This is a genomic window from Solitalea agri, assembly GCF_023914155.1.
GTDB lineage: Bacteria > Bacteroidota > Bacteroidia > Sphingobacteriales > Sphingobacteriaceae > Solitalea > Solitalea agri.
On sequence record NZ_JAMWYS010000019.1, the window covers coordinates 14,871 to 30,014 of the forward strand.

The window sequence follows — 15,144 nt, forward strand, 5'->3', positions numbered from 1 at the left end:
CTGATGGGGATATATTTTTGATGTAATCTTGATCCTCAAAGTCAAATCGTGTTTGAGCTGATTTATGACTGAACTTTTTTGTATTTTTGCGGCCTTATTTATTATTAACAGAAATGGTTAAAGCAATAATTAAAACCGAAAAGGGTGATATGACGGTTGAGTTTTTCGAAAAAGACGCTCCAAATACCGTTGCGAACTTCGTGAAATTAGCCAAAGAAGGTTTTTATGATGGAGTGACATTTCACCGTGTAATTCCAAATTTCGTTGTTCAGGGTGGATGTCCATTCTCGAAAGATCCTGCTACAGCTTTTCGTGCAGGTACAGGAGGTCCGGGTTATCATATCGACTGTGAGTTAAACGGCGAAAATCAACATCATGATCGTGGTGTGTTATCAATGGCACATGCCGGCAGAAACACTGGTGGTTCTCAATTCTTTATTTGCCATAGCCGTGCAAATACTGCTCACTTAGATCGTAACCATACTTGTTTCGGTAAAGTGGTTGAAAACGTTGACGTAGTTGATGATATTCGTCAAGGTGACAAGATCGTAAAAATTGAAATTGTTGAAGCATAAACCAAAGTAAGGGGTTGGAAGCAAGATGAGCAATCAGGCTTCCAACATCAAACTTATTAAATCACAAATATGAACTTACGAGGAATAGTTGCAGTATCAGGCAAACCTGGATTGTATAAAGTTATCGGTCAAAATAAAGCAGGTTTTGTACTTGAGTCATTAGACGAGGCAAAGAACAAAACGGTTATTAATGGTAATGCGAAAGTTGCCGCTTTACAGGAAATTACTGTTTATGGACAAAATGATGATCTTCACTTAAGAGACATTATTGCTAAAATGGGCGAAAATTTGGCTGGTGTACCAGAGCCAAAAGCTGATGGTAAGGTATTAAAAGATTACTTTGCAGCAGTTGCTCCAGAGCATGATTCAGAGCGTGTATACGTTTCAGATATTAAGAAAATTGTGAGTTGGGTTAAAATCCTTTCAACTTTTCCATTATGGAATGAGGCAGATTCTGAAGTTGAGCAAACTCAACCCGTAGAGGAAGTAGAGGAAAAAGCAGTTGAAGAGGCACCGGCTCCTAAGAAGACCAGAAAAACAAAAAAAGCAGAGTAATTACTCTGCTTTTTTTGTTTAGTTCTTAGCGGAAAGCTTAGTTTCTTTTTGAATCACTGAAGCGTTACTGATGGTTTTTGAATCTTTCCAGTGTTCAACAAAATTGGTTGTAATTGTTAAAACCAATAAAAGAAAGAGTAAAGCTACGCTTACATCTTTTTTCCTTTCCATGCTTAAATTCATTGGCTCCATTTTGGTTGTTCGGTTAATATCTTGGGCGTAAGTAAAAAAAAATAAATTATAATATCAAATTTTTTACAAACACTAAGATTGTAAACTATGTGTTTAAAGTATAACTAGGTGGTTTTCAGTTATTAAAATATTTTAATTGGGGAAATATTTTCCCAGCAATATTTTATTCATGGTGATAAGGTTCCCCTTTTAAGATGGTAAAGGCTCGATAAATTTGTTCAACAAAGAACAACCTGACCATTTGGTGGGAGAATGTCATTTTTGATAGACTGATCTTTTCATTTGCCCGCTCGTAAACCTTGGTGTCAAAACCATATGGTCCTCCAATTATGAATACCAGATTTTGTACCGCACGGTTCATTTGTTTGTTAATATGGTCAGCGAACTGAACCGATGAAAACTCTTTCCCTTTTTCATCTAATAAAATAACAAAATCGGTATTGGTTAGCTGTTTGAATATTAAATCTGCTTCTTTTTTCTTTTGCTCCTCAGCAGTTAAATTCTTTGTGTTTTTTAAAGCGGGAATAGTAATAGTTGAAAAATTGACATAATGCTTTAAACGTTTTTCGTATTTTTCAACTCCATCAATTATGTAATTGTCTTCAGTTTTGCCTAGCTGAATAAGTGTGATCTTCATTAAATATTAGCTTGTCAGTAAATTACTGTTATATCTCCGGCCTTTTTAACAGCTCGGTTGTTTTCATTTAAACCATCAATAACATAGTAGTAGGTTGCAGGAGGAACCGGTTCATTGTTGCAGGTGCCGTTCCATCTGTTATCTATGTTGTTTGATTCAAATAACTTGGCTCCCCATCGGTCGAAAACAGTAATCTTAAATGTTTTAATATGTGTAACCGTTACTGCAAAGGTATCATTTAAGCCGTCATTATTAGGGGTAATAACATTAGGGGTAAATATTTCACTTTCCGATGAAATCGTTAATGTGCCTTCGATAACAGTGTTATGACAACTTTGCTGATTAGTTGCAATAAGTTTTATTTTATATACACCATCTTTTTCATAAACATGTTCCGGATTGATTTCGGTGGAAGTAGTACCATCGCCAAAGTCCCACAAAAATGAATCAGCATTAATTGACGTATTATTAAACTTTACCGTATAGGGTGGGAATAACTTGGCAGGCATTACCGGATCTGTTGTAAATGATGCTACAGGGGTAGGAATAATGTGGTCAATTACCACGGTGCTGGCTTCGCTTTCACAACCGAATTTAGCTATTTTAAGTTCATAAGTACCTAAAGACCGGGTGCCTTGAGAAACAATCCTTGGGTTTCTGAGGTTTGACGTAAACCCGTTTGGGCCAGTCCATGAATAGGTGGCGCCAACAATATCCTGAGCTTCAAGTTTTATGGTGTCCCTATCGCAAATAGCCGCATTTTGACTTATTATTACTGGTAGCTCAGGTTTTAGCCCAACAGTAAAAGTTTGATAAGCTACGACATTACATCCTTTATCTCCTTCAACTTGTAATACAGCTGTTTTCACGCCAGGAGTAGTATAGATAATTGTATGGGGCCCAAGCGTGCTTGCTTCAGCAGGAGAGGCTCCTTCGCCAAATGTCCATTTATAGTTGATAGCATCTTTAACATTAGCCGTAAAGTTATAACGTTGTGAATTGCCACACGGAGGGTCGAGTGCAACTGCATTTATTGATGCAGTTGGTCCTTGAAATAATCCCGTTCCGCCAAATTCTATCGTAAAGCCATTATTACCGCTAGAAAAATTATTAACCAATAATGCATAATTATGATTTTGCTGCATGGTTATGTATTGAACAAAACCATCTTGCCCAGGAATACAACCAGGTTCTTCTCGTAAATCAGTAGGGCCAACGGCCATTCCGGTTTGATTGTAAAAAGGGGTACAGGTAACACCACTTCCGGCTGCGCATCTAATTGCATTGGCGGCAGAAATTTTATTGCAATCGCCACCAACTCCTAAGTCGTATAACACCCAGTCGATATCATCGTTTGAAACCGTTGGAGTAATCGTGAAGGTTAATGTACCGGTATTGGCGGCTGTCCATTTATACCAGGCACAATTAGATTCAGAGGGCTCTTGTGGTCGAGGGTCGAGGCACGTTCCAGCGGCTTCCCTATTATTAGCACCTGCCCCAACAACATTGGTTTGGGTAAATGAATCTTTGTTGCACAGAAAAGAAGCAGTGCTGCAATCCTGCCCTGGTTTTAAAATGGGATTATAATTATTTACACAGATTTTGAATGTACCCGTGTTATTATTCTTTGCGCTAACCCTGATATAATACACCGTGCCAATGGCCAAACCTCCTTTATACAAGGTGCTAACATTACCATTAGTTAAAACAGACGAAAAGATTTCATTGAAAGTGACACAATCGCCGCTATATAGCTGAACAAGTGGATTTGTTAAGGTGCCGCCCATTCCGTTAGTATTTCCGGAAATCGTAATGTTGATGTCAAGTGCTACTGCTGTGAATTTAAACCAAACATCTCTACCAACATCAGGCCATGGCTGTGGTTTTGCCGGATCACCAGTCGTAGCGCTTCCGTTTGTAAATGCACCGTCATCAGAGCAGTAGTTGTTTACACTGGTAATTGCCGTTGCATTGACGCAGTCGTCACTTACCTCAGTTTGTGCATATCCCCGTGGCGAATAAATAAAAAATAATAATAGAATGAGAGAAACGTAAAATTTGAGAGCCATGCTATAATTTAAGAAAAGAATTTCTAATTATTAAGCATTACTCGCTGGTGATTAGTTAGTTAAATAGAATCTGGACAGGCTTTTTTTGAGGGATCAGATGTATGGAAAAAAGAAAGCGTATATCTTTTTTTGATATACGCTTTCAAATTATTTTGATTTAAATGTATTAGTTGTTCAATGGCTTTGGGTGTAAAGCAAGTTTTTTAATTAAATCGGCCGAAAGGAATTCATTAAATGCTGAGTAAGCTGTAATTAATGCACCTTTAAATAATCCGTCATTTGATTCTATTGCAAAGATTAATGAGGCGTCCTTGGGGTCTTTTATCCCATCAAGTTTATAATATTCTTTAATGGTGAATTTATCAGGACTGAAAAACAGGTTTTTCTCAATTAATCTTATTCCGGTACTGGTTAGCTCAAAGGTGTAATTATAACCCTTCTTTGTCAGGCTGGTCAGGTATTCAAAAAGTTGAATAAATTTATTCATGATTTAGTGGTTTATTTGTACTGCTATATTAGTACTATTATCTAATAAAACCATACCAATTATTAGTTTTTTGGAAAAATATTTTGACAAACCATGAGGTTGAAAACTATTGTTTTGCTTTATAAACTTTATGTAAAATTTTATAACAATTTCTGAAGTTAGATTTAACAATGAAATTTTAATTATGAGAAAAGTTTACCACAGTTTATAGAAGATACTTAAATAGTTTAGTTAATTTATGTTTTATTATAATTAACTTTAGTTCAATTACTTCCATTCAAAATCTTTCTACTTCCATCTATTTCCAAAATTTTACTTTAACTCACCTTTAGAAAGGAGGACTTATGAAATTAATTAAAACCTATGTAGTAATGATAGGCTTGATTTGTATCGCCTATACTGCTAATTCTCAATCCATGAAACCTTATGTTGAAAGCTCTGTTTGGGATGTCACTATGATCAGGGTAAAACCTGGAATGGGGGAGGATTACCTTAAGAGTTTAAATGGAGGGTTGCGGAAGCTGTATGACGAAGCAATGAAGCAGGGGCTGTTGCTCTCTTATAAAATACTTTCAGGAGATGCCAGTGGCCAAGGCGATTGGAATATGCTCATTTTGGTTGAATATAAAAATATGGCAGCGCTCGACGGTTTGAGTGATAAAATGGATGCATTGGAGTTGAAAACAGTTGGGAATGAAGATGTTCAAAAGAAGATAATGGTATCGAGGGTAGATATGAGAGATATCGTCGGAACCAAGTTGTTGAGAGAGCTTAAGTTCCAATAAATAAAAAAACCCGGTTTTTAGCCGGGTTTTCTTTTTTTAAAGTTGAAATTATTAGTTCACAACTTGTTTACGAATAATGTTTAATGCACCACCGGCTTTAAACCATTCGATTTGTTGTTCATTGTAAGTATGATTAACAGCGAATTGCTCAGTAGAACCATCAGCATGGTGTAAAACAACTGTTAATTGTTTACCCGGAGCAAATTCAGTTAAGCCAATGATATCGATAACATCGTTTTCCTGAATTTTATCATAGTCAGCTGGGTTAGCAAAAGTAACACCTAGCATACCTTGTTTTTTCAGGTTGGTTTCGTGGATACGAGCAAACGATTTAGTTAACACCACTCGCACACCCAAATGACGAGGCTCCATTGCAGCATGCTCACGAGATGAACCTTCACCATAGTTTTCATCGCCAACTACAATTGAGCCAATACCAGCTGCTTTGTATGCACGTTGAGTGGCAGGAACAGGACCGTATTCGCCAGTTAATTGGTTTTTAACGTTGTCAGTTTTTTCATTGAAGAAGTTAACTGCACCAATCAACATGTTGTTTGAGATATTGTCTAAGTGACCACGGTATTTTAACCAAGGACCCGCCATAGAGATATGGTCAGTAGTACATTTGCCTTTTGCCTTGATCAAAAGTTTTAAGCCTTTTAAGTCAGTGCCTTCCCAAGCCGCAAAAGGGTCTAATAATTGTAATCGATCAGAAGTTGGAGAAACCGCAACAGTTACACCACTTCCATCTGCTGCTGGAGCTTGATAACCAGCGTCTTCAACTGCAAAGCCTTTTACAGGGAGCTCGTCGCCGGTTGGAGCGTCTAGTTTAACTTTTTCACCTTTTTCGTTAATTAAATAATCAGTTGCAGGGTTGAATGTAAGATCACCCGCAATTGCTAAAGCAGTAACTAATTCAGGAGAGCCTACAAAGGCAAACGTATTTGGATTGCCATCAGCACGTTTAGCGAAGTTACGGTTGAAAGAGTGTACAATAGTGTTCTTCTCAGCTTTCTCGGCACCTACACGAGCCCACATGCCAATACATGGTCCACAAGCATTAGCAAAAACTTTAGCACCAATCTGATCAAATGTTTCTAAGAAACCATCACGCTCAATTGTATAACGCACTAACTCCGAACCAGGAGTAATTGTAAATTCAGCTTTAGTTTTCAGGTTTTTATTAGCAACCTGCTTGGCTAATGAAGCAGCACGAGAGATATCTTCATACGAAGAGTTGGTACAAGAACCGATCAAACCTACTTCAATTTTGGTTGGCCAGCCATTTTTCTCAGCTTCTTCTTTGATTTTAGAGATAGGAGTCGCTAAATCAGGTGTGAAAGGACCATTTAAGTGAGGCTCTAATTCATCTAAATTGATTTCGATTAATTGATCGAAATATTTTTCAGGATTAGCATACACTTCAGCGTCTGCTGTTAAGTGTTGTTTAATTCCATTGGCCAAATCGGCAACTTCATTACGATCAGTTGAACGTAAATAACGCTCCATTGACTCATCATAACCGAAAGTTGAAGTGGTTGCGCCTATTTCGGCACCCATATTTGCGATGGTGCCTTTACCAGTACATGACATTGAAGTCACACCTTCGCCAAAGTATTCAACAATACAACCAGTTCCACCTTTTACAGTTAAAATACCAGCTACTTTCAAAATAACATCTTTTGGAGCAGTCCAGCCACTTAATTTACCAGTTAACTTAACACCGATCAATTTAGGGAATTTTAATTCCCAAGGTAAGCCAGCCATTACGTCACAAGCATCAGCACCACCAACACCGATAGCAATCATACCTAAACCACCTGCGTTTACTGTGTGTGAGTCGGTACCGATCATCATGCCACCTGGGAAGGCATAGTTTTCTAAAACTACCTGGTGAATGATACCAGCACCTGGTTTCCAGAAACCAATGCCATATTTGTTTGAAACAGATGATAAGAAGTCGTAAACCTCTTTATTAGAAACTTCAGCAGTATGTAAGTCTTCTGACGAACCAACTTTAGCAGTAATAAGGTGATCGCAATGAACAGTTGATGGAACAGCCACTTTCGGGCGACCTGCTTGCATAAATTGCAACAATGCCATTTGAGCAGTTGCATCTTGCATTGCTACACGGTCAGGAGCAAAGTCAACATATGACTTTCCACGCTCAAATACGGTAGCAGGATTTCCATCCCATAAATGTGAATAAAGAATTTTTTCGGTAAGTGTTAACGGACGGCCTACAAGCTTACGTGCTGCCTCAACACGGGCAGGCATGCGCTCATAAACCTTCTTAATCATTTCTATGTCAAACGCCATTTTTATGAGTATTTTATGTTTTTTAATAATGGACTTAATTTAATAACCTCTGTTTGGACAGAAGGTTTTAGCGAAATTTAGAGATGGCTTGGAAGAATTGTGAAAGTTTTTAAATCAAACTTTATGAAATTCATAATTTAAGCATTGCGAATTTACAAAAAATCAGTTTAGAATCGCTATTTATAAAGGGTTTTGCTTATTTGTAAATATTCTAAATAGAGAATAAATAAGGGAGCAATGAGTGAAATTGCCGTATTGCTATATTGTTCTATTGCTTGTGTTCTAATTCAATAGAACAATATATCAACATTAAGGAGGAGTGTAGGTTCAATAGGTTTATAGTTGTTGTATTACACTATTGTTAAATAGTTAATTGTTAAGCTTGAGATAACATTCAAGTAATTCGATGCCTACTTCCAGGAGATGGCGCAGCCTTTAAAGTTTTGACCATTGATTAATACTTCTGCACTGAACTTATATTTTGTATCAGTCATGGTGTTGGAGCACTCTTGCTTGCGAATGATAATACGAATGTTTGCTTTGTCTTCTTTGCTACGGGTTTCGTAAGTCCAGGTTGTAGTGTCTTTGCTTAGTTTTGGTTCTTTGTATTTAAATCTATAACCCTTTTGCGAGTTAAAAACTTCAAAAGCAATGAGATCCTCTGCTTTTGATATCTCAAGATTCCAGTTAGGTTCATTTCCTAAAGCCCAAAAATCATACGGAATACAAACATTTTGGAAGTTCTTATGCTCTAAACGACGAACCTCATAAATTTTTAACGTTTTAGGGAGTGTTTTGGCTATGCTATCATTTGTTGTTTTGCTAATAATACCCTTTACTTCAACCAAAACTGCTTCATCTCTGTGTTTAATTACCGGTAAACTATCATAACGTTTAGCCAGTGTACCTGTTTCATCTTTTACAAAGAAGACTAAAGAGGTATCCACACAATCTCTCAAGCTGTCGAGCTTTTCAGAATGAACATAAAGCCCTTTAACATATACAGTATCCTCTCCTAAGCTCTGGTCAGATTTTTTGCCACTCTGACAAGAGAACATGATAATGATAGCTGTTAATACACCAAGAAGGGTAAAAGATGATTTAATGACAGTTTTTGAGGTCATGGTTTAAGTGGTTGTTATTCAATTGGTTTTATATTCATTTAATAATAGCCAAACAAAAGCAAATAAGCCACAATATTCAACTTTTAAACAGTATTAGCAACAGATTTATGCAACAATTGCGTTGGCCAACTTTATGATAAAGTACAAAGTAGGAAGCACAAAGTACAGTGATACTGTTGATACTGATCCCACAATTTGTTTTAAACTGAAAACGCCTTGATTTATTGTCAAGGCGTTTTATTTAAATAGGGTCTATTTGACTTATTAATCTATTTTAAACTTTCTTCTTTAATGTTCATCATTTTGCGCAAGTTATTTAACGCATAGCGCATACGACCAAGTGCAGTGTTGATGCTTACATCGGTAATGTCGGCAATTTCTTTAAAACTTAAATCGGCATAATGACGCATGATTAATACTTCACGTTGTTCTTCAGGAAGCATCAAAATTAATTTACGTAAATCAGCAATGTTTTGCTCACGGATCATTCTGTCTTCAGCATTCTCATCAACAAAATGGAGAATGTTAAAAATATCATGACCATCAATTGTAGTTACTACCGGAGTTCGTTTGTCTTTGCGAAAATGATCAATAACAAGGTTGTGGGCAATACGTAAAACCCAAGGTAAGAATTTACCTTCTTCATTATACTTGCCGGCCCTTAAGGTGTTGATTACTTTGATAAAGGTATCCTGAAAAATATCCTCAGCTAAATAAGAATCTTTAACAAGCAAATAGATAGTAGTGTAAATCTTGGCTTTATGACGATTTATTAGAATTTCGAGAGCAGCTTCATTACCTTTAAGGTAATTGTGAATCAGGTGTTGATCGCTAGCTTGATGGCGGTTCATGGGCTCTATCTAGGTTAACTCTTAATTAAAAAAAATGTTTAAGTCGTGTAGATTTTTAGCCTATAATTTCCTCCTGTTATTTTTGGGTTATATCACAAATAAACGACTATTTTCAAAAAATCAAAAATATATTTTTGTTACATGGACAATTGTTCGATATAATATATTTTTATTGAGCGTTGAAATTATGCAGTTTTGCTAAATCTTTCAGTTAGGGCAATTTTTCCAAATCATACCTTTTTCAAACGGTTTTAATGAGCAAAAATATTGACGAGATAAGTGCAAAAACGCACATTGTGATAAAAGGCGCGAGAGTTCACAATTTAAAAAATGTGGATGTGGCCATTCCCAAAAATAAGCTGGTAGTAATAACCGGTTTGTCGGGTTCGGGAAAATCGAGCTTAGCTTTTGATACTTTGTATGCCGAAGGTCAACGCCGGTATGTTGAAAGTTTATCAGCTTATGCCCGCCAGTTTATGGGGCGGATGAACAAACCGGAGGTGGACTATATAAAAGGAATAGCGCCTGCCATTGCCATTGAACAAAAGGTAAATGCGACCAACCCTCGTTCAACAGTTGGAACCTCTACTGAAATTTATGATTACCTGAAACTGCTTTTTGCACGCGTTGGAAGAACCTATTCTCCCATTTCGGGTCAGGAAGTAAAACGAGACAGCGTTACCAGCGTAACCGACTTTGTTTTGTCGTTGGCAGATGACGTTGCGGTAAATGTTTTTTGCCCGCTTCACCCGCATAATAATCGTGCATTAAAAGAAGAACTAGCTGTTTTACTACAGAAGGGCTTTAAAAGGGTGGCTTACCATGGGAGTATTTCGAAAATTGAAGATCTGCTTGATGATAAATCAATTGATGCTAATCATCCATTAAAAGAAGGTGAATTGCGAATATTGGTTGACCGGATTATTGTCGACCGTGAGGAAGATACATTAAACCGAATTTCAGATTCTGTTCAAACGGCTTTCTTCGAGGGGAAAGGAGATGCTTACCTTCAATTTAAAATCGAAGACTCTGCTGAAACTATTGAGCGGCATTTTTGTGATCGCTTTGAGTTGGATGAGTTACGTTTTGAAGAACCTACTCCTCAGTTTTTCAGTTTTAATAATCCATATGGAGCCTGTAAAACCTGTGAAGGTTATGGCAGTGTTATCGGAATCGATCCTGATTTGGTAGTTCCGGATAAATCGAAATCTATTTATGATAGTGCCATTGCGCCTTGGCGTGGTGAAAAGATGAAGGAATGGAATGAAGCCTTAATTAAAAATGCTGCAAAATTCGATTTTCCTATTCATCGGTCATATATCGAATTAACAGATGAACAAAAAGAATTGCTTTGGACCGGAAATAGATATTTTGGAGGCTTGAATGATTTCTTCAAGGATCTTGAAACGCAAACCTATAAAATTCAGTATCGGGTTATTCTTTCCCGTTACAGAGGAAAAACCGTTTGTCCTGATTGTAAAGGAAGCCGACTACGCAAGGATGCCAGCTATGTAAAAGTGGCGAGTAAATCTATTACCGATATTGTGCTGATGCCTCTGGAAAAAGCTTCAACGTTTTTTGATGAGATTCAACTAAATGAACATGATGCACAAGTTTCTAAACGTTTGTTAATCGAGATTCAAAATCGTTTGCGATTTTTAAATGATGTTGGCTTAGGTTATCTGACCTTGAATCGTTTATCGAATACTTTATCAGGTGGTGAGTCTCAGCGTATTAACCTGGCAACATCCTTGGGAAGTAGTTTAGTAGGGTCGGTTTATGTTTTGGATGAACCCAGCATTGGTTTACATCCGCGTGATACTCACCGCTTAATAGGCGTTTTAAAGTCATTGCGTAATGCCGGAAACTCTGTTCTGGTGGTTGAGCACGAAGAAGAAATTATGCATGCTGCCGACCATTTGATAGATATTGGTCCGAGAGCCGGAGTGAATGGGGGAGAGTTGGTTTTTGAAGGTGATTTTTCAGCGATTTTGGCTGATGCTAATAGCCTTACCGGTCAGTATCTGTCGGGCAAGAAGGAAATTGCGATGCCTGCTCAACGACGTAAATGGGCCGATTACATTGAAATTGAAGGGGCAAGAGAGAATAACCTTAAGAATATTAGTGTTAAGTTTCCTTTACATACACTAACCTGTGTGACGGGTGTGAGTGGTTCGGGTAAAACCAGTTTGGTAAAACGAATTTTCTATCCTGCTTTGCAAAAAGCTATCGGTAATTTTACCGGAGAGCAAAGCGGCGCCTTTAATAATATATCAGGTGATATTTCTAAGGTGGCTCAGATCGAAATGATTGATCAGAACCCAATTGGCCGATCATCACGTTCAAATCCGGTTACGTATGTTAAGGCCTATGATGAAATTCGAAATTTATTTGCTTCACAATCTGCTGCAAAAGCATCCGGATTAAAACCATCAGCTTTTTCTTTCAACGTTGAAGGCGGTCGTTGCGATACCTGTCAGGGCGAGGGTGAAGTGAAAATCGAAATGCAGTTTATGGCGGATATTTATTTGCCCTGCGAAACTTGCGGCGGTAAACGGTTTAAGCAGCATGTTCTGGATGTAAAGTATAAAGAGAAAGATATTTCGGAAGTGCTCGACATGAGTATAGATGAAGCTCTGGAGTTCTTTGTTGATGAAAAGAAAATCGTTGCTAAAATTCAACCCTTGCAGGATGTCGGTTTAGGCTACGTTAAGCTGGGTCAATCCTCTAACACATTGTCGGGAGGAGAGGCGCAACGTATTAAATTAGCTTCGTTCCTGGTAAAGGGGCATAATCCCCATCATACCTTATTCATCTTTGATGAACCTACCACTGGGTTGCATTTCGATGATATCAATAAATTGATGAAATCGTTTGATGCCTTGATTGTACAAGGAAACACCATCATTGTAATAGAGCACAATATGGATGTGATAAAATGTGCGGATTGGATTATTGATATCGGGCCCGAAGGTGGAGAAAAGGGAGGTAATCTGGTATTTGAAGGTGTTCCGGAAGACTTAATTAAATCGGAAAATTCATATACCGGCAAGTTCTTAAAAGAAAGATTAAATCATAAATAATAAGAGGAGGCTGAATAATATATCAGCCTCTGTTTGTTTTATTTTGACAAATTTCTTTGATTTTTCTTTGCTAAAACAATTTAGCATTAACTTGGGCACATCAATTTGTATACCATGAATATAAACGTAAACAAAGTAAGATTCTTCTTAATGCTGCTGATGGCCGTTTCGGTAAGTCAGATTTTTGCCCAACAAAAAGCAAAGAAGATTGAATATGTAAATCCATTTATAGGTACTGGTGGTCATGGGCACACCTATCCGGGGGCGACTGTTCCTTTTGGAATGGTACAACTGAGTCCGGATAATGGTTCGCAAGGCTGGGATTGGGTTTCGGGATATCATTATACTGATTCAGTAATAGCAGGATTTAGCCACACTCACCTTAGCGGAACCGGCATTGGCGATTTAGCTGATATTTCAGTGATGCCTACCATTAAACTGGTTGATTCGACGAAAATCAGGGAGCATTTTTCGCATAAGAATGAAAAAGCTAGTCCGGGTTATTATTCAGTGCTTTTAGATGATTCAAAAATAAAAGTGGAGCTTACGGCCAGTCAAAACGTTGGGTGGCACCGATATACATTTCCTAAGTCGGAAATAGCTTCTATCAGATTTGATTTGGGTTTTGCCATTAACTGGGACTCTCCGGTAGAAACGTATCTCAAAATTGAAAATGATTCTACTGTTGTAGGTTATCGCAAATCAAAAGGCTGGGCCGATGATCAATGGGTATTCTTCGCTGCACAGCTGTCAAAAAAGATCATAGGTTTTTCAACTGTTAAAGATGGGTTAAACAGTGGCTTTAAGGCCGAAAGAGGTAAAAAGGTGGTTGCATCGTTAATCTTTGCCACAACAGATCAGGAGCAGGTAACTATGAAGGTTGCACTTTCCTCTGCAAGTATTGAAGGAGCGCGAAAAGCATTAGAAGCTGAAAAAGGCTGGGATTTTGACAAAACCAGGAAGAGTGCGGAACAAACATGGGAAAAGGAGTTAGCTAAAATAGATGTAAGTGGTACCGAAGAGAATAAAACGATTTTTTACACAGCGCTTTATCATACTTATGTTGCTCCAACCGTTTTTAGTGATTTAGATGGTAATTATAAAGGGCCTAACGGACAGGTTAATCAAGCAAAAGGCTTTAAAAATTATTCAGTGTTCTCTCTTTGGGATACATTCAGGGCCGCAAATCCGCTGTATACCCTCGTTCAACCGGAAAGAGTTCCTGATTTTATCAATTCTTTTCTGGCATTTTATAATGAGTCGGGCCTATTGCCTGTTTGGCCGTTGGCTGGAAATGAAACTAATTGCATGACCGGCTATCATGCTGTTCCGGTAATTGCCGATGCAATTTTAAAAGGTTTTAAAGGGTTTGACTATGAGAAAGCCTACGAAGCTATGAAGGCAAGTTCAATGCAAAATATCCGCGGAACAGATGCTTATCGTCAGTATAAATATTTGCCACAGGATAAAAAAGATGAGAGTGTTACCATAACCCTTGAGTATGCCTACGATGATTGGTGTATTGCCCAGGTAGCCAAAAAACTAGGTAAAACGGATGATTATAATATCTATATGAGCCGTGCCGGTTATTATGCTAACTTGTTCGACAAATCTACAGGTTTTATGCGTGCTAAGAATTCTGATGGTCAATGGGTTCCTAATTTCGATCCGTATTATTCAGAGCATGGTGCCAAATCGCAGTACACCGAAGGTAACGCCTGGCAACATAGCTGGTTTGTTCCACACGATCCTCAAGGTTTAATTAATTTGTTTGGAAGTAAAACGGCTTTTGTAGCAAAATTGGATTCGTTGTTTACGGTAAGCTCTGAAATGACAGGTGCAAACAAATCGCCGGATGTGTCTGGGTTTATCGGTCAGTATGCTCATGGCAATGAGCCAAGTCACCATATTGCCTATTTATATAATTATGCCGGTCAGCCTTGGAAAAGTCAGGAGCGGGTAAGAGAAATATTAAGAACGATGTATGCTGCAAAACCTGATGGTCTTTCGGGTAATGAGGATTGCGGACAAATGAGTGCCTGGTATGTTTTAAGTTCTATGGGTATTTATCCGGTTAATCCGGCAAGTGGAGTATATGTTTTTGGAAGTCCGATTCTCAACTCTGCAAAAATTAATGTTGCAGGAGGAAAATCGTTTACGATTAAAGCCATCAACAACTCTAATGAGAATATATACATTCAATCGGCAAGCCTGAACGGAAAACCGTATAATAAAACTTATATCACACATTCAGATATATTGAAAGGAGGGGTACTGGTATTCACAATGGGTAAAACACCAAACAAGAAGTTTGGAGTGAATGTGAGTGATGCCCCAATGTCTATGAGTGTGAGCCTATCAGCGAAATAAAGAGTAATACTAAATAATATAACAACGAGGCTGTCTCAAAAGGGGCAGCCTTTTTAGTTGCCGAGAATTGACTGTATATTTTTTGATTGAGAATTTC

Annotated in this window: 12 protein-coding genes; 5 read left to right on the forward strand and 7 right to left on the reverse strand. The window is 37.8% G+C overall.

Annotated elements, in window-relative coordinates; translation table 11 throughout:
- Nucleotides 1-113: 113 nt before the first annotated feature.
- Nucleotides 114-575: a peptidylprolyl isomerase gene (locus NF867_RS04340; protein WP_252586369.1), complete on the forward strand. Its 462-nt coding sequence runs from the start codon at nt 114-116 to the stop codon at nt 573-575.
- A gap of 69 nt (nt 576-644) precedes the next feature.
- The gene (locus NF867_RS04345) at nt 645-1,130 is read left to right on the forward strand and encodes a DUF5606 family protein (protein WP_252586370.1); all 486 of its coding nucleotides are present in this window, start codon (nt 645-647) and stop codon (nt 1,128-1,130) included.
- A gap of 18 nt (nt 1,131-1,148) precedes the next feature.
- Here the strand turns inward: NF867_RS04345 and NF867_RS04350 are convergent, their stop codons facing one another.
- The 4 genes from NF867_RS04350 to NF867_RS04370 all read right to left on the reverse strand — a co-directional run bounded on the left by NF867_RS04350 (nt 1,149) and on the right by NF867_RS04370 (nt 4,515).
- Nucleotides 1,149-1,301: a hypothetical protein gene (locus NF867_RS04350; protein ID WP_252586371.1), complete on the reverse strand. Its 153-nt coding sequence runs from the start codon at nt 1,299-1,301 to the stop codon at nt 1,149-1,151.
- A gap of 184 nt (nt 1,302-1,485) precedes the next feature.
- A complete protein-coding gene (gene rlmH / locus NF867_RS04355; RefSeq protein ID WP_252586373.1) occupies nt 1,486-1,959 on the reverse strand; it encodes a 23S rRNA (pseudouridine(1915)-N(3))-methyltransferase RlmH in 474 nt (157 codons plus the stop codon).
- Between the two features lie 14 nt (nt 1,960-1,973).
- A complete protein-coding gene (locus NF867_RS18375; protein WP_279639426.1) occupies nt 1,974-4,028 on the reverse strand; it encodes a PKD domain-containing protein in 2,055 nt (684 codons plus the stop codon).
- Nucleotides 4,029-4,194: 166 nt separating this feature from the next.
- A complete protein-coding gene (locus tag NF867_RS04370; protein ID WP_252586374.1) occupies nt 4,195-4,515 on the reverse strand; it encodes a hypothetical protein in 321 nt (106 codons plus the stop codon).
- 344 nt (nt 4,516-4,859) lie between these two features.
- On the opposite strand from NF867_RS04370, the gene NF867_RS04375 reads away from it, so the two are divergent.
- Nucleotides 4,860-5,300, forward strand: coding sequence for a hypothetical protein (locus tag NF867_RS04375; protein ID WP_252586376.1), 441 nt, complete (start codon nt 4,860-4,862; stop codon nt 5,298-5,300).
- 51 nt (nt 5,301-5,351) lie between these two features.
- Here the strand turns inward: NF867_RS04375 and NF867_RS04380 are convergent, their stop codons facing one another.
- The 3 genes from NF867_RS04380 to NF867_RS04390 all read right to left on the reverse strand — a co-directional run bounded on the left by NF867_RS04380 (nt 5,352) and on the right by NF867_RS04390 (nt 9,594).
- On the reverse strand, nt 5,352-7,619 hold the full coding sequence (locus NF867_RS04380; protein WP_252586377.1) for an aconitate hydratase: 2,268 nt from the start codon (nt 7,617-7,619) through the stop codon (nt 5,352-5,354).
- Nucleotides 7,620-8,029: 410 nt separating this feature from the next.
- Nucleotides 8,030-8,743 carry a COG3650 family protein gene (locus NF867_RS04385; protein WP_252586378.1) on the reverse strand — a complete coding sequence of 238 codons (714 nt, stop codon included), beginning with the start codon at nt 8,741-8,743 and terminating at the stop codon, nt 8,030-8,032.
- A 269-nt stretch (nt 8,744-9,012) separates the two neighbouring features.
- Nucleotides 9,013-9,594, reverse strand: coding sequence for an RNA polymerase sigma factor (locus tag NF867_RS04390; RefSeq protein ID WP_252586380.1), 582 nt, complete (start codon nt 9,592-9,594; stop codon nt 9,013-9,015).
- 254 nt (nt 9,595-9,848) lie between these two features.
- Between NF867_RS04390 and uvrA the strand changes: the two genes are divergently transcribed.
- Nucleotides 9,849-12,677, forward strand: a complete 2,829-nt coding sequence (gene uvrA / locus NF867_RS04395) for an excinuclease ABC subunit UvrA (protein ID WP_252586381.1) — start codon at nt 9,849-9,851, stop codon at nt 12,675-12,677.
- A 114-nt stretch (nt 12,678-12,791) separates the two neighbouring features.
- Nucleotides 12,792-15,047, forward strand: a complete 2,256-nt coding sequence (locus NF867_RS04400; protein WP_252586383.1) for a GH92 family glycosyl hydrolase — start codon at nt 12,792-12,794, stop codon at nt 15,045-15,047.
- The last annotated feature ends 97 nt before the right edge of the window (nt 15,048-15,144 follow it).